We start from the raw sequence: 17,807 nt of genomic DNA, 5'->3' as shown, positions 1-17,807 counted from the left end.
TCATGCACATCGGCACGGTTATCCGTTGGAGTGCCAAAGGCGCGTGAAATTCCGCGCGCCCGTCGGCTCAGGTGCGCGGCAGGGTGACGCCGCGCTGGCCCTGGTACTTGCCGCCACGGTCCTTGTACGAGACTTCACATTCTTCGTCGGACTGCAGGAACAGCATCTGCGCCACGCCTTCGTTGGCGTAGATCTTCGCCGGCAGCGTGGTGGTGTTGGAGAACTCCAGCGTCACGTGGCCTTCCCACTCGGGCTCGAGCGGGGTGACGTTGACGATGATGCCGCAGCGGGCGTAGGTGCTCTTGCCCAGGCAGATGGTCAGCACGTCACGTGGAATGCGGAAGTACTCGACGGTGCGCGCCAGGGCAAACGAGTTCGGCGGGATGATGCACACGTCACTCTTGATGTCGACGAAGCTGCCGGCATCGAAGTTCTTGGGGTCGACGGTGGCCGAGTTGATGTTGGTGAACACTTTGAATTCGTCGGCGCAGCGCACGTCGTAGCCATAGCTGGAGACGCCGAAGGAGATCACCCGGCTGTCCTGCTCGCCGCGCACCTGGCGCTCGACGAACGGTTCGATCATGCCGTGTTCCTGCGCCATGCGGCGAATCCACTTGTCCGATTTGATGCTCATGGCGGGGTGTCCTGAAGAGTTGCGAGGTGAAAATGGTGACGCGCATCTTACCGGTCCCGGCGCCCGCTTCAAAGTTTCATCCTGCATTAGGGCTACAATCCCCGCCCGACGGGGCTTGCAGCCGCCGTCGATCCGATTTTGCGTAAAGCGGCCTCTGGCCATTGGCAGGTTGCGGAAAGTGGGGTAAGGTGTCGCCACTGTGCTGCACGTGACACCGAGAATCTCTAGTTTGATGCACGATCAAGATCGCACCATCGCTGAATTTTCTGCTCTCTTTGCGCTCAGTCCCGGGAAGGGTTTTTCCTGACCGTAATTAAATTGTCCAAGGAGACAGAAAAATGTCCAACCGTCAAAACGGTACCGTTAAGTGGTTCAACGATGAGAAAGGCTACGGCTTCATCACCCCTCAGTCGGGCGACGACCTGTTCGTGCACTTCAAAGCCATCCAAGCTGACGGCTTCAAAACCCTGAAAGAAGGCCAGGCTGTTACTTTCGTCGCTACCCGCGGCCAGAAAGGCATGCAGGCTGAAGAAGTTCAGATCGCCTAAGTCGATCTAGCTTCCTAGCTTTCAAAAAAACCCGCCTTCTGGCGGGTTTTTTTATGCCTGGCTGAAAGACCGGGTCGCCTGCTTCGCGGGCTTGCCCGCTCCCACTGCGGGAGCAGGCGACTCGGTCTCAGGTCAATCTTCGCTGATGGTGATGCTCGGCATGGCAGGTGCTGCTGCTTCCTGCAGGACGATCCGGGCGCCCACCTGGCGCGCCAGTTCCTGGTAGACCATGGCAATCTGGCTTTCCGGCTCGGCAATCGCCGTTGGCTTGCCACTGTCGGCCTGCTCGCGGATCAACATCGACAACGGCAGTGACGCCAGCAGGTCGACGCCGTACTGGCTCGCCAGCTTCTCCCCACCACCCTCACCAAACAGATGCTCGGCATGGCCGCAGTTCGAGCAGATATGCACGGCCATGTTCTCGACCACGCCCAGCACCGGGATATTGACCTTGCGGAACATCTCCACGCCTTTTTTGGCATCCAGCAGCGCCAGGTCCTGTGGCGTGGTGACGATCACCGAGCCGGCCACCGGCACCTTCTGCGCCAGGGTCAGCTGAATGTCACCGGTGCCCGGCGGCATGTCGATCACCAGGTAGTCCAGGTCATCCCAGGCAGTCTGGGTCACCAGTTGCAGCAATGCACCGGAAACCATCGGGCCACGCCAGACCATAGGCGTGTTGTCGTCGGTAAGGAACGCCATGGACATCACTTCGACGCCATGGGCCTTGATCGGCACAAACCACTTCTGCTCGCGAATCTGCGGGCGAGTGCCCTCGGCGATACCGAACATCACGCCCTGGCTAGGGCCGTAGATATCGGCATCGAGGATACCGACCCGTGCACCTTCGCGGGCCAGGGCCAGGGCCAGGTTGGCTGCGGTGGTCGACTTGCCCACACCGCCCTTGCCCGAGGCCACGGCGATGATGTTCTTGACGTTGGCCATGGCCGGCACCTGGGCCTGGGCCTTGTGCGCAGCCACGACGCAGTCGATCGACACCTGGGCGCCGCTGACGCCGTCAAGGTTGCCGATAGCGGTCTGCAGCACCTGGGCCCAGCCGTTCTTGAACAGCCCTGCGGCATACCCCAGCTGCAACTGCACGCTGACCTGCCCACCCTGGATATCGATGGCGCGCACGCAACCGGCGCTGACCGGGTCCTGGTTCAGGTAGGGGTCGGTGTACTGGCGAAGCACGCCTTCGACGGCGGCACGGGTGACGGCACTCATGGACACTCCCATTGGCAAACTGAATATAAAACAGGCGCCTATCCTAACCCGTCAATCGTCCGCAGATGCTTCTGCTGGGTGAAATATATTCGCCAGCCCTTTATAGTGGCCGATCACCCTCATTTTTACCCCGTAGCCAGATAAGTAGCCGAGCCACCATGTCCGAGCCACGTCAGATTCTCGTCACCAGCGCCCTGCCCTATGCCAATGGATCGATCCATCTTGGCCATATGCTGGAGTACATCCAGACGGACATGTGGGTGCGCTTCCAGAAGCTGCGCGGCAACCAGTGCATCTATGTCTGCGCCGACGACGCCCACGGTTCGGCGATCATGCTGCGCGCTGAGAAGGAAGGCATCACGCCGGAACAGCTGATTGCCAACGTCCAGGCCGAGCACAGCAGCGACTTCGCCGACTTCCTGGTGGACTTCGACAACTTCCACTCCACCCACAGCGAAGAAAACCGCGAACTGTCCAGCCTGATCTACACGCGCCTGCGTGAAGCCGGGCACATCGCCACCCGTTCGGTGACCCAGTATTTCGACCCGGAAAAGGGCATGTTCCTCGCCGACCGCTTCATCAAGGGCACTTGCCCGAAATGCGCGGCCGAAGACCAGTACGGCGACAACTGCGAAAAATGCGGCGCCACCTACGCGCCCACCGAGCTGAAAAATCCCAAGTCGGCCATCTCGGGTGCCACCCCGGTACTGCGTGATTCCCAGCACTTCTTCTTCAAGCTGCCAGACTTCCAGGCCATGCTGCAGCAGTGGACCCGCAGCGGCACCCTGCAGGACGCGGTCGCCAACAAGCTGGCCGAATGGCTGGACTCGGGCCTGCAGGAGTGGGACATCTCCCGCGATGCGCCGTACTTCGGCTTCGAGATCCCGGGCGAGCCGGGCAAGTACTTCTACGTGTGGCTGGATGCGCCGATCGGCTACATGGCCAGCTTCAAGAACCTCTGCGCACGCCGCCCGGAGCTGGATTTCGATGCCTTCTGGAACCAGGACTCCAAGGCCGAGCTGTACCACTTCATCGGCAAGGACATCGTCAACTTCCACGCCCTGTTCTGGCCAGCCATGCTCGAAGGCGCCGGCTTCCGCAAGCCGACCGCGGTCAACGTACACGGCTACCTGACCGTCAACGGCGCCAAGATGTCCAAGTCGCGCGGCACCTTCATCAAGGCCCGCACCTACCTCGACCACCTGCAGCCGGAATACCTGCGCTACTACTACGCGGCCAAGCTGGGCCGTGGCGTCGATGACCTCGACCTGAACCTCGAAGACTTCGTGCAGAAGGTCAACTCCGACCTGGTCGGCAAGGTGGTCAACATCGCCAGCCGCTGCGCCGGGTTCATCCACAAGGGCAACGAGGGCGTGATGGTAGCCGGCGATGCCGCGCCAGAGCTCACCGAAGCTTTCCTGGCCGCCGCGCCGTCCATTGCCGAAGCGTATGAAGCGCGCGACTTCGGCCGCGCCATGCGCGAAATCATGGCACTCGCCGACCGTGCCAACGCCTGGATCGCCGACAAGGCACCGTGGTCGCTGGCCAAGCAGGAAGGCAAGCAGGATGAAGTGCAGGCCATCTGCGCCCAGGGTATCAACCTGTTCCGCCAGCTGGTGATCTTCCTCAAGCCTGTGCTGCCGGTGCTGGCCGCCGACGCCGAAGCGTTCCTCAACGTGGCGCCATTGACCTGGAACGACCACCTGTCGCGCCTGGAAAACCATGCGCTGAACCCGTTCAAGGCGCTGATGAGCCGCATCGAACTGGCCAAGGTCGAGGCCATGGTCGCTGCCAGCAAGGAAGACCTGCTGGCCGCCGAAGCTAAGGCCCCGGCGGGCAATGGCGAGCTGACCAAGGACCCGCTGTCGGCGGAGATCGAGTTCGATACCTTCGCTGCCGTCGACCTGCGCGTGGCGCTGATCGTCAAGGCCGAAGCCGTGGCGGGTGCCGACAAGTTGCTGCAACTGACCCTGGACATTGGTGACGAGCGCCGCAATGTGTTCTCCGGGATCAAGTCGGCCTACCCCGACCCGTCCCAACTCGAAGGCCGCCTGACCATGATGGTGGCCAACCTCAAACCGCGCAAGATGCGCTTTGGCGTGTCCGAGGGTATGGTCATGGCTGCGGGCCCTGGCGGTGAGGAAATCTACCTGCTGAGCCCGGACAGCGGCGCCAAGCCAGGTCAACGCATCAAGTAAGCTCCCTGCCCCGGCCCTCGTGCCGGGGCATTGCTTTCAGCCCTTGGTGACCGGACCCTCGCCACGATTTCCGGCTATCGTCATGCCATGAACGACTACATTCTGGTGTTGGTCAGTGCCGCGCTGGTCAATCAACTGTGCCTGCTGCAACAGCCCGTTCCCAGGCTGCACGTGCATGTGCACGGCCTGGCCTGCGCATTGTGCATTGCCCTGGGCGTGATCGGTGGTCAGCTGCTGGTGCGCGCAGTGCTTGTGCCGCTGCAGGCGCAGGACTTTGTCCTGTTTCTGCTGTTGCCATGGCTGGCGCTGCTCGCCTGGGGCGTACCGCAATTGCTGGCCATGTGGCGTCCGGCCTGGGCCATGGTGGGTCGGCCGACACTGCTACTGGGAAATGCCGCAGTGTTGGGCCTGGCCCTGCAGCAGACAAGCAGCGACAGCACATGGCTGGCAACGCTGCTGCAAGCCCTGCTGGCCGGTGCCGGCTTCTGGCTGGCGCTGGCGCTGTTTGCCGACCTGCGCGAGCGCTGTGCCCACGCCGACATCCCTGGCGCACTACGCGGTCTGCCCATCGAATTGCTGGGTGCCGGGATAATGGCCATGGCATTTTCCGCTTTCAACGGGTTTTTCGCACCATGAAAACCGTTCCCGACCCGCGGCTGCGCACCAGCATGGGCCTGGTACTGCTGGCCTGCAGCCCTGGCCTGCTGACGTTGCTGTGGCTGCAAGGCTGGGGAGTGCTGCTGAACCTTCTGCTAAGCGCCAGTGCCGCCCTGCTGTGCGAAGCGTTGCTGGTGACGGTACGGGCACAACCGCCGGGTGCGGCGCTGAACGATGGCAGCGCGCTGGTAACCGCCGTATTGCTGGCGGCCTCCTTGCCCGCCCTGGCCCCTTGGTGGTTACCCGTGGCTGCCGCGAGCGTTGCCATTGGCATTGGCAAACAGGCCTTTGGCGGTGTCGGGCGCAATCTGTTCAACCCGGCCATGGTCGGCTATGCCTTCGTGCTGCTGAGCTTCCCGCTGCAGATGAACCATTGGCCAGGGCCGGCACCCGGCCTGCTGGACAGCCTGCAACAGGTGTTTGCCGGGGGCGACCAGGTCGATGCCTGGGCCCGACCGACACTGCTCGACGGCCTGCGCCACAACCGCAGCCTGACCATCGATGAACTGTTCGCCAGTCACCCAGGCTTCGGCAGCATTGGCGGGCGGGGCAGCGAATGGGTGAACCTGGCCTTTCTGCTGGGCGGCCTTTTCTTGCTACAGCGCAGAGTAATCAGCTGGCATGCCCCTGCGGGGTTGCTGGCAGGGCTGGCGCTGTTCAGCCTGCTGGGCTGGAACGGTTCGGGGTCGGACTCCAATGGCTCGCCCTTGCTGCACCTGTTCTCCGGTTCGACCATGCTGGCGGCGTTCTTCATTGCCACCGAACCTGTATCCGGTCCCAGGAGCGAATGGGCCAGGCTGTACTTCGGGGTGGGCACAGGGCTGCTCATCTACCTCATTCGCACCTGGGGCAGCTACCCGGATGGCACGGCCTTCGCCATCCTGCTGATGAACCTCATGGCACCGGCGCTCGACCGCCTGGCCCTGCAGCGCCAGCAGGCCGCTCGATGAACCGCCTGGCGCGCGACGCGGGCCTGTTGCTGCTGACCGCAGCCATTGCTGTGTCCACTACCCTGGCATGGCGGCAGTGGACCCGGCCGGCGATCGTCAGCGCCGAGAAGCAACTGCAAACTCGCCAACGACTGGCGGTGCTGCCCGCCGGCAGCTACGACAACCAGCCGCTGGACAACCCTTTGCCAACACCTGCTGCACAGCGGCCAGCCAGCCGCATCCTGGCGGCTTACCGGGCCACCCTGACGGGCAAGCCAAGCGCGATCATTCTGGTCACCCAGGCCCAGGGCTACGCCGGGCCAATCGTACTGAGCGTCACCATCGCCACAGACGGCCGGTTGATTGCCAGCCAGGTGGTCGAACAGCAGGAAAGCCCGGGGCTGGGGGCACGCCTGGGCGACCCGCAGGTGCACTGGCTGGACCAATTTGCCAATCGCCATCTGGGCGATCACTGGGCGCTTGAACGGGACCACGGTGACTTTGACCAGCTGGCCGGCGCAACCGTGACCTCGCGGGCAGTGATCACCGCCTTGCAGGAAGCGCTGGGCTATTTCGATGAACAACGTGGCAGGCTGCTGGAGGGCGCCCTGGATGAATAGGTTCTACCTGTTGGCTGCAAGCCTGGTGTCCTTGCTGGGCGCCACCCGGACACTGCGCGAAGGTGTCGCCATTGGCTTGTGCGCAGTGCTGACAGCCAGCTTGCACCAACTGTTGCTGACACCGCTGCGCAAGCGGCTGGCCCGTTGGGCGTATGTGCTGGCCAGCTTGCTGCTGCTGGCGGCGTTGCTCACCTGCTTGCAACTGGGGCTGCGTGCCTGGCTGCTACCGCTGGCGATTACCCTCGGCCCCTACCCGCTCCTGCTGTGCCTGCAATGCCTGGCCGTTGACCACCTGCTACCCGAACGAGGCCGCTGGCGCCTGCTTGCCACGCACCTTGGCGCGGTGTTTGCCTGCTGCCTGTTGCTTGGCGCCTGCCGCCAGTGGCTGGCCAACATCACAGATGTACACCTGGCCAACCTGGCCCCCGGCGCGCTGCTACTGCTCGGACTGCTGGTGGCCTTGTACAATCGCCTGCGTCCGGGCCCCGCCCATCCACGCCGTCAAGGAAAGCTCTGATTTCATGAATGCCGCCAAACGCCTGGAGATATTTCGCAGGCTGCACGAAGACAACCCCGACCCCAAGACCGAACTGGCCTACACCACTCCGTTCGAGCTGCTGGTGGCCGTGACGCTGTCCGCGCAATCCACCGACGTCGGGGTCAACAAGGCTACCGCCCGCCTGTTCCCGGTTGCAAATACCCCCGAGGCTATCCATGCCTTGGGTGTTGAAGGCCTAAGCGAGTACATCAAGACCATCGGGCTATACAACAGCAAGGCCAGGAACGTGATTGAAGCCTGCCGGCTGCTGATCGAACTTCACGACAGCCAGGTGCCGCAAACCCGCGAAGCCCTGGAGGCGCTGCCGGGTGTGGGTCGCAAAACCGCTAACGTGGTACTCAATACCGCGTTCCGCCAGCCAGCCATGGCAGTGGATACGCATATTTTCCGCGTCAGCAACCGCACGGGTATTGCCCCAGGCAAGACCGTGCTGGAAGTGGAGAAAAAGCTGATGAAGTTCGTACCGAAGGATTACCTGCTGGACGCTCATCACTGGCTGATCCTGCACGGGCGTTACGTGTGCCAGGCGCGCAAGCCGAGGTGCGGCAGCTGTCGGATCGAAGATTTGTGCGAATACAAGCACAAAACCTCTGACGATTGAGCCAATAGGCAGAAACCACCCAGCACGATTGAAAAAATCTTTTTTACCAACGTCTGCTTTCTGGTTATAAGGACGGCCAATGGCCCCTTGGCTTGGAGCGACTCATGAGTAGCGATAAAGACGACCTGTCGATCGAAGATGATTTTGTTGCCGTAGAGGATGAAGCGGAGCCCCAGGTGGAAACCGCAAAGACCAACCTCAGCAAACGCCGCACCATCGACAACATGCTCGAAGAGCGACGCTTGCAAAAGCAGCTGGCCGATTTCGACTACGATCTGTAGCGCCGGGCCGGCAACCCTGGCAAAGCCTCCCGATTGGAGGCTTTACGGCTTCGCCGTCAGTTCAGTCCTTGCCGCTGTGCCAGTTCGATCAAGTCGACGAGTGATCGCGCATTCAGCTTGAGCAACAACCGCGCCTTGTAGGTACTGACCGTCTTGTTGCTGAGGTACATGCTGTCAGCGATTTCCTTGTTAGAACGCCCCCGGGCCAGCTGCTGCAATACGGTCATCTCGCGCGCCGAGAGGCGGTTGACCATGTCTGTCTCGCTACCCCCTCCCCTGCCACGTGACGCATGCAAGGCCTGGTTGGGGAAATAGCTGTAGCCCGACAGTACGGCCTTGATGGCGCTCAGCAGCTCGGTCAGCTCCTGTTGCTTGCATACATACCCCGCAGCCCCCGCCTGCATGCAGCGCATCGAAAAGTTGCCGGGCACCTGCGATGTCAGCACCAGTACCTTGCTCTTCGGACTGAAAGTCGCAATGCGGGCAATCACCTCCAGGCCATCGAGTTTCGGGATACCGATATCCAGAACCACGATATCCGGCAGGTGTTGCCTTGTCAGCTGCAGCGCAGCCACCCCATTGTCGGTTTCCGCCACGACGTCGTACCCATGCCGCTCCATCAGCATGCGTACGGCCAGGCGTATGACCGGATGATCATCCACGATAAGCACTTTATTCATGCGATATCCATTCATTCATTATTGCTTTGGCACGCCAAGATAACCGACGGGGCGCCTGCTGGCGCGGCGATTTCCGGGCGAAACGGATGAACAGATGAAACCTACATCACTTACAGAAATTTCCTACACACAACGGCAGTAGTTGTAACAACCAACTTCTTTATTACCTAAAAACGGTATCAGTCGGCTGCAACAATGACCCTATTGAACATTCACCTTGATTTGAAGAAGCATCCAACTTCTCAGTCAGAAAAAATACTGCTGCAGAGCATGCTGGCGTCCACACCCGGAAGCGCTCCAGTCTTCAGTTGATTGCACCTCAGAGGTGAAGATGGGCAAAATCGCTGGAGACGGCCCATATGACCCCATCACAACCTGTCGCCCCGCTGACCATCATTGCCATCTTCGCGGGGATCATCGAGGCATCCGCCCTGGCTACACTGCCGTTTCTAAGCGAGTCCAGCCAAAAGCTGTACACTTGGTTCCTGGTAGGCTTCCCGTTCTTTCTGACGGCACTGTTTTTCCTGACGCTGAACTTCAATTACAAGTCGTTCTACAACCCGTCAGCAGGCGAAACAGCAACCGACGACACCCCGCAATCCAGCGCTGCGCCCACTCCGTCCATCGCCAATAACCCCCAGGAGTCTGCGCATGAAGAGCCTGTCACTTTCACGTTCTCCGGCCCTGAGGCCAACCGCCTGATGGAGCAACAGCTGCTGTTTGCGCTTGCCCAGCCAGCCGTGCCAGCGCGCATCTGGCGCTTTTGCAACCTGGATCAACGTCAATGTGTTCAATTGTCGATCAGCCCACTGGATGCCGATGTGGTAGACCCTGGAAGTTGAAACCGCAGGCCTTTGCGCAGGCAAAAAAAACCCCGGCCAAAGCCGGGGTTCTTGCTACACGCCAATGATCAGAGCAGCGAACGGCCCTTGTTGGCGGCGATGCGCATACGCAGGGCGTTGAGCTTGATGAAGCCGGAAGCATCCGCCTGGTTGTAGGCGCCGCCATCTTCCTCGAAGGTAGCGATGTTGGCATCGAACAGCGAATCGTCCGACTTGCGGCCCACTACGGTGACGTTGCCTTTGTACAGCTTCAGGCGAACAACACCATTCACGTTGACCTGCGAAGCGTCGATCATCTGCTGCAGCATGACGCGCTCCGGGCTCCACCAGTAACCGGTGTAGATCAGGCTGGCGTACTTCGGCATCAGCTCGTCTTTCAGGTGAGCGACTTCGCGGTCCAGGGTGATCGATTCGATGGCACGGTGAGCCCTGAGCATGATGGTGCCGCCAGGCGTCTCGTAGCAGCCACGCGACTTCATGCCGACATAACGGTTTTCGACGATGTCCAGGCGGCCGATACCGTTGGCACCACCGATACGGTTCAGATCGGCCAGGACGGTGGCCGGGGTTTTCTCGACGCCGTCGATGGCGACGATGTCACCGTTGCGGTAGGTCAGCTCGAGGTAGGTTGCCTGGTCCGGGGCGTTCTCTGGCGAGACGCTCCAGCGCCACATGTCTTCTTCGTGCTCGGTCCAGGTATCTTCCAGGACACCGCCTTCGTATGAGATATGCAGCAGGTTGGCGTCCATCGAGTAAGGCGATTTCTTCTTGCCGTGACGCTCGATCGGGATGCCGTGCTTCTCGGCGTAGTCCATCAGCTTCTCGCGGGACAGCAGGTCCCACTCACGCCATGGGGCGATAACCTTGACACCTGGCTTCAGGGCATAGGCACCCAGCTCGAAACGAACCTGGTCGTTGCCTTTGCCGGTGGCGCCATGGGAAATGGCGTCAGCGCCGGTTTCGTTGGCGATTTCGATGAGGCGCTTGGCGATCAGCGGACGGGCGATGGAGGTACCCAGCAGGTACTCGCCTTCGTAGACGGTGTTGGCGCGGAACATCGGGAACACGAAATCACGCACGAACTCTTCGCGCAGGTCGTCGATGTAGATCTCTTTAACGCCCATTGCCTGGGCCTTGGCGCGGGCCGGCTCGACCTCTTCGCCCTGCCCCAGGTCAGCGGTGAAGGTCACCACTTCGCAGTTGTAGGTATCCTGCAGCCACTTGAGAATCACCGAAGTATCAAGGCCGCCGGAATACGCCAGTACGACCTTATTTACGTCCGCCATGCCATCACTCCACGGGGTTGTACGGAAAGGGATCGATTCTAACGGCCTTGAGGATAAATTTACAGTGGGGCGACAGCTTCTGACGACAAAGCGACAGGAACTGTCGGAAGGGCGACGGGGTTGGAGGGGGCTGATGATCGAGGCACCAGGTGCATGGTTTGGAATGGATGGATGGGATCGTGGCCCCAAGGTGCATGCCTTGCCATATTCAGCGGTTGTGAGATCGAGCGCCGGAAATGCTGTGCCGAACACATGGAGGCCTCATTGCAATCCACCTCCATACACCCGGCCCTCCACCCTCAAGGAGCCTTCGCCCCCGGCGCTGCTGCAGCAGGCGCAGGCGCAGCCTGCTCCACCGGTTTCTCTGGCACCACCCCCCGATCCAGCTCGATATTCACCCGCCGATTGCGCGCCCGATTCGCCGCACTGTTGTTCTTCGCAAGCGGGTACCGCTCGCCATGGAAACGCACGGTAATCTGCTCCTGCGCAATCCCATGCGCCGTCAGGTAATCAGCCACGGCCAACGCCCGGCGGCGCGACAGGTCGCGATTGGTCAAACGGTTACCACTGTTGTCCGAGTGCCCATTGAGCTCGACATGGTTAACCGACGGATCAGCCTTCATGTAATCCAGAATCACATCCAGCCGCGCGCGCGCGGAATCATCCAGTTCGATACCCCCCCCCGGGAAGCCCACCTGGGTCTGGCGTACCTGGTCGTAGTTCATCGGCAGCAGCTTGGCAGCACACACCTGGTAATCGCTGTAGGCCTTGGCGAAGCTGACCGGCAAAACGCGCACTTCCATCGGCCTGCCCGCCTCACCGGTGTAGTTGCGCACCACCGTGCTGCGGCCATCGAGCAAACCGTTGATCAGGCGGCTGGCCTGACCCTGTGACGAGCTGAACAGCACGCCTGTGCGGGCCAGGCGGACGCTGCCAAGGTTGATATCACCACGCCCGGGCTGCCACGGCGCCGCTGCCGCCAGCAGGCTGGCGTTGCCCGCGCCCAGCACATTGCCGGCCGAGCGCAGCTGGAACACCGGCTGCTCGCCCGCCCGGCGCACGAACTCGCCGCTGCCAAAGCCGTCGATCGGCTGGATCAGGCGGCACTCGAACTGGTCACCTTCAACCTTCCAGGCAATGTTTTCCATGCGCGTCTGGAATGTCAGTGCGCCGGCCGGCAGGCTGGCGAACAGGGTCAACAGGGCTATGTAACGCTGGCGCACGGGCGGCTCCACAAATTCTGACGGCTTACCTGCAGGCTATCGGACGCGTCCCGGAAAACTTGATACCCGTGCTCGCCCGGGGGTTTTCCGGTAGCATTGGCGCTTGAGTTCGACCCGCCTGGAATCCCCAATGTCCGATCGCCTGACCCTCCTGCGCCCCGACGACTGGCACATCCATCTGCGCGATGGTGCCGTCCTGCCCCACACCGTTGGCGATGTGGCGCGTACCTTCGCCCGTGCCATCATCATGCCCAACCTGGTTCCGCCGGTGCGCAATGCCGACGAGGCCGGCGCCTACCGTGAGCGCATCCTGGCCGCGCGCCCTGCCGGCAGCCGCTTCGAGCCGCTGATGGTGCTGTACCTCACCGACCGCACCAGCCCCGAAGACATCCGCGCGGCCAAGGCCAGTGGCATTGTCTACGCCGCCAAGCTATACCCGGCCGGCGCCACCACCAACTCCGATTCGGGCGTTACCAGCATCGACAACATCTTCCCGGCCATCGAGGCGCTGGCGGAAGTTGGCATGCCACTGCTGGTGCATGGCGAAGTGACGCGCAGCGAGATCGACGTTTTCGACCGTGAAAAACGCTTCATCGACGAACACATGCGCCGCGTAGTCGAGCGATTCCCGACGCTGAAAGTGGTATTCGAGCACATCACCACCAGCGATGCCGCGCAGTTCGTCACCGAGGCCCCGGCCAACGTTGGCGCGACCATCACCGCGCAGCACCTGTTGTACAACCGCAACCACATGCTGGTTGGCGGCATTCGCCCGCACTTCTACTGCCTGCCGATCCTCAAGCGCAACACCCACCAGGTGGCGCTGCTGGACGCGGCCACCAGCGGCAACCCGAAGTTCTTCCTCGGCACCGACTCGGCACCCCATGCCCGTCACGCCAAGGAAGCCGCCTGCGGTTGCGCCGGTTGCTACACCGCCTATGCGGCCATCGAGATGTACGCCGAAGCATTCGAACAGCGTAACGCTCTGGACAAGCTGGAAGGCTTTGCCAGCCTGCACGGCCCGGCCTTCTATGGCCTGCCGGCGAACACCGACAGCATCACGCTGGTTCGTGAAGAATGGACCGCGCCGGACAGCCTGCCGTTTGGCGAGCAGACGGTGATCCCGTTGCGCGCTGGCGAAAAGCTGCGCTGGCGCCTGCTGGAGGAAAACGCGTGAGCGAAGACCTCTACGAAGACGACCAGGACACCCAGGGCAACAGCGGTTCGCGTCACCCGATGGCCGAGCGCTTCCGCGGCTACCTGCCGGTTGTGGTGGATGTGGAAACCGGCGGCTTCAACAGCGCCACCGATGCCCTGCTGGAGATTGCCGCAGTCACCATCGGCATGGACGACAAGGGTTTCCTGTTCCCCGAGCACACCTACTTCCACCGGGTTGAACCGTTCGAAGGGGCCAACATCGAACAGGCCGCACTGGAATTCACCGGGATCAAGCTGGACCACCCGCTGCGCATGGCCGTCAGCGAGGAAACCGCGTTGACCGACATCTTCCGCGGCATACGCAAGGCACTCAAGGCCAATGGCTGCAAGCGGGCGATCCTGGTCGGCCACAACAGCAGCTTCGACCTGGGCTTCCTCAATGCAGCAGTGGCGCGCCTTGACCTGAAGCGCAACCCGTTCCACCCGTTCTCCAGCTTCGACACCGCCACCCTGGCGGGTCTGGCCTACGGCCAGACCGTGCTGGCACGGGCCTGCCAGAGCGCCGACATCGACTTCGACGGGCGTGAAGCGCACTCGGCGCGGTACGACACCGAGAAGACGGCCGAGTTGTTCTGCGGCATCGTCAACCGCTGGAAAGAAATGGGCGGCTGGCGCGACTTCAACGACTGAGTTGCCAAACCATTCGCGGGCATGCCCGCGAAGAGGCCGGCACAGAAAGGCACAAAAAAACCGGCCACATGGGCCGGTTTTTTCATGCACGCAGCAATTACAGCTTGCCGGCGTTCTCGCTCAGGTAGGCAGCAACGCCTTCTGGCGAAGCGTTCATGCCTTTGTCGCCTTTTTTCCAGTTGGCAGGGCAGACTTCGCCGTGCTCTTCGTGGAATTGCAGGGCGTCGACCAGGCGCAGCAGTTCGTCCATGTTACGGCCCAGTGGCAGGTCGTTGATGATCTGCGAGCGGACAACACCGTTGGTGTCGATCAGGAACGCGCCACGGAAGGCAACGCCGCCTTCGGACTCGACGTCGTAGGCTTTGCAGATCTCGTGGGTCATGTCGGCAGCCAGGGTGTACTTCACCTGGCCGATGCCGCCGTTGTTGACCGGGGTGTTACGCCAGGCGTTGTGGGTGAAGTGCGAGTCGATCGACACGCCGATCACTTCCACGTTGCGGGCCTGGAAGTCAGGGATGCGGTTGTCCAGGGCGATCAGCTCGGACGGGCAGACGAAGGTGAAGTCCAGCGGGTAGAAGAACACCAGGCCGTACTTGCCCTTGATGGCCGAAGCCAGGTTGAAGCTGTCGACGATCTCGCCATTGCCCAGCACGGCTGGCACGGTGAAATCGGGGGCTTTCTTACCAACGAGTACGCTCATTGTAATCTCCTGATGAGGGTGAAAAACCGTTTGCCGGGCCAGACGGGCTTGCCCGACATCCAACAAAGGCCGACCATCATACACGGCTTCTGATGACAGGCCGAATCCATCAGGCAGTCAACCATCGGTCGCTCAAGCACGGCCCTTTCAGAAAGTCCTTTGACAAGCATTCTCATTAACATTAAGCTCCACCCCATCGACTCAACCAGCGATGGTCAGCCCTTATGTATGTGTGTCTTTGTGTCGGCGTTACCGACGGACAGATCCGCGATGCGATCTATGAAGGATGCTGCAGTTACAAGGAAGTGCGAGCCGCGACCAACGTCGCCAGCCAGTGTGGCAAATGCGCCTGCGTGGCCAAGCAAGTGGTCCGCGAGACCCTGACCGAGCTCCAGGTCAGCCAGGCAGCCCTGCCCTACCCGGTGGAATTCACTGCGGCCTGATTACCCCGAATTTGAAGAACCGGACCTCGTGTCCGGTTTTTTTATGCCTGTAATTCAATAAGTTAGCGTCCCAACGCGGTTCACAAACATTCTTATTCCTATTAATTTTCATTTATTATTCAACAACTTAGGTTTGACACTACTAACTATCGGGCTCAAACTTCCCTGTATTGGCACACTTCTACAGGGCAGGAACCCGTAATGAAAGGCGACGTAAGCGTCATCCAGCATCTCAACAAGATCCTCGGAAACGAGCTGGTCGCGATCAACCAGTACTTCCTGCACGCTCGCATGTACGAAGATTGGGGCCTGAACAAACTCGGCAAGCACGAGTACAAGGAATCCATCGACGAGATGAAGCACGCTGACAAACTGATCAAGCGTATTCTTTTCCTCGAAGGCATCCCCAACGTTCAGGACCTGGGCAAGCTGCTGATCGGCGAGCACACCAAGGAAATGCTCGAGTGCGACCTTAAACTCGAAAAGAAAGGCCTGGCCGACCTCAAGGCAGCCATCGCCCATTGCGAAACGGCTGGCGACTTCGGTTCGCGTGACATGCTCGAAGACATCCTCGAGTCCGAGGAAGAACACATCGACTGGCTGGAGACCCAGCTGGGTCTGATCGACAAGATCAGCATCGAGAACTACCTGCAATCGCAGATGGGCGAAGAGTAAAAGCTTCCCGCATAAAAAAACCCGCCAAGTGCGGGTTTTTTCATGTCTGCAGGCAGATCAGGCTTCGGAGGCCTTCGCCTTCGCAGCGGCGTCCTTGATCAGGGTCTGCAGCTCGCCGTTCTCGAACATCTCCAGCATGATGTCGCTGCCGCCAACCAGCTCACCGGCTACCCACAGCTGCGGGAAGGTCGGCCAGTTGGCATATTTTGGCAGGTTTGCGCGGATTTCCGGGTTCTGCAGGATGTCGACGTAGGCGAACTTTTCGCCACAACCCATCACAGCTTGCGATGCCTTTGCCGAGAACCCGCACTGCGGGGCATTCGGCGAGCCTTTCATGTAGAGCAGAATGGTGTTGTTGGCAATCTGCTCTTTGATCGTTTCGATGATATCCATGTAGCACCTCGGCTGAACTTTCCGACGTCGTCGTCGGCACGGTGACGCATTGTATCGGAAAGCCAGGCAGCATGCTCGGCCTTACCGTTCCTCACGCGGCCTCCACCTGCACGGGCACGCCATTGAGTGCAGCATTGCCGGAAACCTGATCGCGCAGGCGCTCATCGGTGAGGTCGTTGGCACTCACCCCCGGCTGGGCACGGGCTACCTGCAACTGCACGCCCTTGCGTGCATGGCCGAAGCCATGGGGCAGGCTGACCACGCCGGGCATGATATCCGCGCAGGCCTGCACCTCCACTTCAAGGGTGCCGGTGCGCGAGCGGATGCGTACCCGCTGGCCATCCTGCAACTGGCGCTGCTGCAAGTCTTGCGGGTGCATCAACAACTGATGGCGTGGCTTGCCTTTGACCAGGCGCTGGAAATTGTGCATCCACGAGTTGTTGCTGCGCACGTGGCGACGTCCGATGAGCAGCAATTCGCCCGGTACCGGGGGCGGCTGTTGCGCCAGCCGCTGCAGGTCGTCCAGCAGTAACTGCGGCGCCGCTTCGACAGCCTTGCCGACCGTCGCCAGGCGCGCCGCGAGGTTGGCACGCAACGGTCCAAGGTCGAGGCCATGCGGGTGATTGTCCAGTGTCATGAGCGAAAGCTGCCATGGCGTGGCCTCGCCATAACGCCCCTTGCGCAGGGCCAGGTCGATCATCTGTGCTGGCGGGAAGGTCGGTTTCAACTCCCGCTCGGCACGCTTGGCGAATGCCTGTGCAAGACCGACAAATATCTCCCAGTCGTGCAGCGCGCCTTGCGGCCTGGGCAGGATTGCCCGGTTGAAACGCGTCACGTTGCGCACGGCCAGCAGGTTGAAGGTAGTGTCGTAGTGGTCGTTCTCCAGTGCCGAAGTGGACGGCAGTATCAGGTCGGCGTGACGCGTGGTCTCGTTGATGTACAGATCGATGCTCAGCATGAAGTCGAGGCCTGCGAGCGCGGCATCCAGCTGGCGGCCGTTGGGCGTGGACAGCACAGGGTTGCCGGCCACCGTCACCAAGGCACGCACCTGCCCGTCGCCGGGGGTCAGCATCTCCTCGGCCAAGGCCGCCACGGGCAGTTCGCCGGCATACTCCGGCAAGCACGAAACCCGGCTCTGCCAAGCGTTGAAGTGGCCACCGGAAGTGCTCGCCACCAGGTCGACGGCAGGCTCCGTGCACAACGCGCCGCCTTCGCGGTCGAGGTTGCCGGTCACCAGGTTGATCAGTTGCACCAGCCAGTGGCAGAGGGTACCGAAGGCCTGGGTGGAAACACCCATGCGGCCGTAGCACACCGCCCGCTCAGCAGCGGCGAAGTCGCGTGCCAGTTGCCGAATCTGCGCTGGCGCGATGCCACAATGCGCGCTCATGGCCTCTGCAGTGAACGGCGCAAGCGCTTCGCGCACCTGCTGCAGCCCGTTGATGGGCAAATGCGAGCCCCGCGTC

21 protein-coding genes are annotated in these 17,807 nt (G+C 61.4%); 13 read left to right on the top strand and 8 right to left on the bottom strand.

Annotation, left to right across the window (positions count from 1 at the left end):
• Positions 1-67 precede the first annotated feature (67 nt).
• Positions 68-634, bottom strand: a complete 567-nt coding sequence (gene dcd / locus HP547_RS04105; protein WP_003258001.1) for a dCTP deaminase — start codon at positions 632-634, stop codon at positions 68-70.
• 338 nt (positions 635-972) lie between these two features.
• Here dcd and HP547_RS04100 point away from each other — a divergent pair, with 338 nt between their 5' ends.
• On the top strand, positions 973-1,182 hold the full coding sequence (locus HP547_RS04100; protein WP_012273869.1) for a cold-shock protein: 210 nt from the start codon (positions 973-975) through the stop codon (positions 1,180-1,182).
• 132 nt (positions 1,183-1,314) lie between these two features.
• Here the strand turns inward: HP547_RS04100 and apbC are convergent, their stop codons facing one another.
• On the bottom strand, positions 1,315-2,409 hold the full coding sequence (gene apbC / locus HP547_RS04095) for an iron-sulfur cluster carrier protein ApbC (protein ID WP_172227898.1): 1,095 nt from the start codon (positions 2,407-2,409) through the stop codon (positions 1,315-1,317).
• 158 nt (positions 2,410-2,567) lie between these two features.
• Here apbC and metG point away from each other — a divergent pair, with 158 nt between their 5' ends.
• The 7 genes from metG (at position 2,568) to HP547_RS04060 (ending at position 8,254) form a co-directional block, all read left to right on the top strand.
• Positions 2,568-4,607, top strand: coding sequence for a methionine--tRNA ligase (metG, locus tag HP547_RS04090; protein WP_172227909.1), 2,040 nt, complete (start codon positions 2,568-2,570; stop codon positions 4,605-4,607).
• Positions 4,608-4,694: 87 nt separating this feature from the next.
• Positions 4,695-5,243, top strand: a complete 549-nt coding sequence (locus tag HP547_RS04085) for an Rnf-Nqr domain containing protein (protein WP_172285591.1) — start codon at positions 4,695-4,697, stop codon at positions 5,241-5,243.
• The gene (locus HP547_RS04080) at positions 5,240-6,214 is read left to right on the top strand and encodes an RnfABCDGE type electron transport complex subunit D (protein WP_172285590.1); all 975 of its coding nucleotides are present in this window, start codon (positions 5,240-5,242) and stop codon (positions 6,212-6,214) included. Before HP547_RS04085 ends, HP547_RS04080 begins: the two co-directional genes overlap by 4 nt.
• Positions 6,211-6,813 (top strand): RnfABCDGE type electron transport complex subunit G, encoded by a 603-nt coding sequence (locus tag HP547_RS04075; RefSeq protein WP_172285589.1) that lies wholly within the window; start codon positions 6,211-6,213, stop codon positions 6,811-6,813. Before HP547_RS04080 ends, HP547_RS04075 begins: the two co-directional genes overlap by 4 nt.
• Positions 6,806-7,330: an NADH:quinone oxidoreductase gene (locus HP547_RS04070; RefSeq protein ID WP_172285588.1), complete on the top strand. Its 525-nt coding sequence runs from the start codon at positions 6,806-6,808 to the stop codon at positions 7,328-7,330. Before HP547_RS04075 ends, HP547_RS04070 begins: the two co-directional genes overlap by 8 nt.
• A 4-nt stretch (positions 7,331-7,334) precedes the next feature.
• On the top strand, positions 7,335-7,973 hold the full coding sequence (nth, locus tag HP547_RS04065) for an endonuclease III (RefSeq protein ID WP_172227919.1): 639 nt from the start codon (positions 7,335-7,337) through the stop codon (positions 7,971-7,973).
• Between the two features lie 104 nt (positions 7,974-8,077).
• Positions 8,078-8,254, top strand: coding sequence for a PA3496 family putative envelope integrity protein (locus tag HP547_RS04060; RefSeq protein WP_172227921.1), 177 nt, complete (start codon positions 8,078-8,080; stop codon positions 8,252-8,254).
• Between the two features lie 56 nt (positions 8,255-8,310).
• On the opposite strand, the gene HP547_RS04055 is transcribed toward HP547_RS04060, so the two are convergent.
• Positions 8,311-8,934: a response regulator transcription factor gene (locus HP547_RS04055; RefSeq protein ID WP_172227923.1), complete on the bottom strand. Its 624-nt coding sequence runs from the start codon at positions 8,932-8,934 to the stop codon at positions 8,311-8,313.
• A 359-nt stretch (positions 8,935-9,293) separates the two neighbouring features.
• Here HP547_RS04055 and HP547_RS04050 point away from each other — a divergent pair, with 359 nt between their 5' ends.
• Positions 9,294-9,776, top strand: coding sequence for a hypothetical protein (locus HP547_RS04050; protein WP_172285587.1), 483 nt, complete (start codon positions 9,294-9,296; stop codon positions 9,774-9,776).
• Positions 9,777-9,844: 68 nt separating this feature from the next.
• Here HP547_RS04050 and HP547_RS04045 read toward each other — a convergent pair whose 3' ends face one another.
• The gene (locus HP547_RS04045; RefSeq protein ID WP_172285586.1) at positions 9,845-11,062 is read right to left on the bottom strand and encodes an argininosuccinate synthase; all 1,218 of its coding nucleotides are present in this window, start codon (positions 11,060-11,062) and stop codon (positions 9,845-9,847) included.
• A gap of 299 nt (positions 11,063-11,361) precedes the next feature.
• Positions 11,362-12,285: an OmpA family protein gene (locus HP547_RS04040; RefSeq protein ID WP_172285585.1), complete on the bottom strand. Its 924-nt coding sequence runs from the start codon at positions 12,283-12,285 to the stop codon at positions 11,362-11,364.
• A gap of 130 nt (positions 12,286-12,415) precedes the next feature.
• On the opposite strand from HP547_RS04040, the gene pyrC reads away from it, so the two are divergent.
• Together pyrC and rnt are read left to right on the top strand one after the other, a co-directional pair.
• A complete protein-coding gene (pyrC, locus tag HP547_RS04035) occupies positions 12,416-13,462 on the top strand; it encodes a dihydroorotase (protein ID WP_172285584.1) in 1,047 nt (348 codons plus the stop codon).
• Positions 13,463-13,521: 59 nt separating this feature from the next.
• Positions 13,522-14,133, top strand: coding sequence for a ribonuclease T (gene rnt / locus HP547_RS04030; RefSeq protein WP_372242459.1), 612 nt, complete (start codon positions 13,522-13,524; stop codon positions 14,131-14,133).
• Between the two features lie 97 nt (positions 14,134-14,230).
• Here the strand turns inward: rnt and HP547_RS04025 are convergent, their stop codons facing one another.
• Positions 14,231-14,833 carry a peroxiredoxin gene (locus tag HP547_RS04025; protein ID WP_012273884.1) on the bottom strand — a complete coding sequence of 201 codons (603 nt, stop codon included), beginning with the start codon at positions 14,831-14,833 and terminating at the stop codon, positions 14,231-14,233.
• A 224-nt stretch (positions 14,834-15,057) separates the two neighbouring features.
• Between HP547_RS04025 and HP547_RS04020 the strand changes: the two genes are divergently transcribed.
• A complete protein-coding gene (locus HP547_RS04020; RefSeq protein WP_003254947.1) occupies positions 15,058-15,276 on the top strand; it encodes a bacterioferritin-associated ferredoxin in 219 nt (72 codons plus the stop codon).
• Between the two features lie 201 nt (positions 15,277-15,477).
• Positions 15,478-15,951, top strand: coding sequence for a bacterioferritin (gene bfr, locus HP547_RS04015; protein ID WP_172230423.1), 474 nt, complete (start codon positions 15,478-15,480; stop codon positions 15,949-15,951).
• Positions 15,952-16,008: 57 nt separating this feature from the next.
• Here bfr and grxD read toward each other — a convergent pair whose 3' ends face one another.
• Positions 16,009-16,344: a Grx4 family monothiol glutaredoxin gene (gene grxD, locus HP547_RS04010; protein ID WP_012313029.1), complete on the bottom strand. Its 336-nt coding sequence runs from the start codon at positions 16,342-16,344 to the stop codon at positions 16,009-16,011.
• A 91-nt stretch (positions 16,345-16,435) separates the two neighbouring features.
• Positions 16,436-17,807 (bottom strand): molybdopterin dinucleotide binding domain-containing protein (locus tag HP547_RS04005; protein ID WP_172285583.1); only part of this gene is annotated, 1,372 nt, incomplete at its 5' end.

This window comes from Pseudomonas sp. CM27 (genome assembly GCF_013179515.1).
Taxonomy (GTDB): domain Bacteria; phylum Pseudomonadota; class Gammaproteobacteria; order Pseudomonadales; family Pseudomonadaceae; genus Aquipseudomonas.
The sequence above is the reverse complement of the archived record's forward strand: the minus strand, read 5'-3'. Positions and strand labels throughout refer to the sequence as shown.

Coding starts and splice junctions, on each gene's coding strand:
- dcd (WP_003258001.1), bottom strand. CDS start 634: ATGAGCATCAAATCGGACAAGTGGATTCGCCGCATGGCGCAGGAACAC.
- HP547_RS04100 (WP_012273869.1), top strand. CDS start 973: ATGTCCAACCGTCAAAACGGTACCGTTAAGTGGTTCAACGATGAGAAA.
- apbC (WP_172227898.1), bottom strand. CDS start 2,409: ATGAGTGCCGTCACCCGTGCCGCCGTCGAAGGCGTGCTTCGCCAGTAC.
- metG (WP_172227909.1), top strand. CDS start 2,568: ATGTCCGAGCCACGTCAGATTCTCGTCACCAGCGCCCTGCCCTATGCC.
- HP547_RS04085 (WP_172285591.1), top strand. CDS start 4,695: ATGAACGACTACATTCTGGTGTTGGTCAGTGCCGCGCTGGTCAATCAA.
- HP547_RS04080 (WP_172285590.1), top strand. CDS start 5,240: ATGAAAACCGTTCCCGACCCGCGGCTGCGCACCAGCATGGGCCTGGTA.
- HP547_RS04075 (WP_172285589.1), top strand. CDS start 6,211: ATGAACCGCCTGGCGCGCGACGCGGGCCTGTTGCTGCTGACCGCAGCC.
- HP547_RS04070 (WP_172285588.1), top strand. CDS start 6,806: ATGAATAGGTTCTACCTGTTGGCTGCAAGCCTGGTGTCCTTGCTGGGC.
- nth (WP_172227919.1), top strand. CDS start 7,335: ATGAATGCCGCCAAACGCCTGGAGATATTTCGCAGGCTGCACGAAGAC.
- HP547_RS04060 (WP_172227921.1), top strand. CDS start 8,078: ATGAGTAGCGATAAAGACGACCTGTCGATCGAAGATGATTTTGTTGCC.
- HP547_RS04055 (WP_172227923.1), bottom strand. CDS start 8,934: ATGAATAAAGTGCTTATCGTGGATGATCATCCGGTCATACGCCTGGCC.
- HP547_RS04050 (WP_172285587.1), top strand. CDS start 9,294: ATGACCCCATCACAACCTGTCGCCCCGCTGACCATCATTGCCATCTTC.
- HP547_RS04045 (WP_172285586.1), bottom strand. CDS start 11,062: ATGGCGGACGTAAATAAGGTCGTACTGGCGTATTCCGGCGGCCTTGAT.
- pyrC (WP_172285584.1), top strand. CDS start 12,416: ATGTCCGATCGCCTGACCCTCCTGCGCCCCGACGACTGGCACATCCAT.
- rnt (WP_372242459.1), top strand. CDS start 13,522: ATGGCCGAGCGCTTCCGCGGCTACCTGCCGGTTGTGGTGGATGTGGAA.
- HP547_RS04025 (WP_012273884.1), bottom strand. CDS start 14,833: ATGAGCGTACTCGTTGGTAAGAAAGCCCCCGATTTCACCGTGCCAGCC.
- HP547_RS04020 (WP_003254947.1), top strand. CDS start 15,058: ATGTATGTGTGTCTTTGTGTCGGCGTTACCGACGGACAGATCCGCGAT.
- bfr (WP_172230423.1), top strand. CDS start 15,478: ATGAAAGGCGACGTAAGCGTCATCCAGCATCTCAACAAGATCCTCGGA.
- grxD (WP_012313029.1), bottom strand. CDS start 16,344: ATGGATATCATCGAAACGATCAAAGAGCAGATTGCCAACAACACCATT.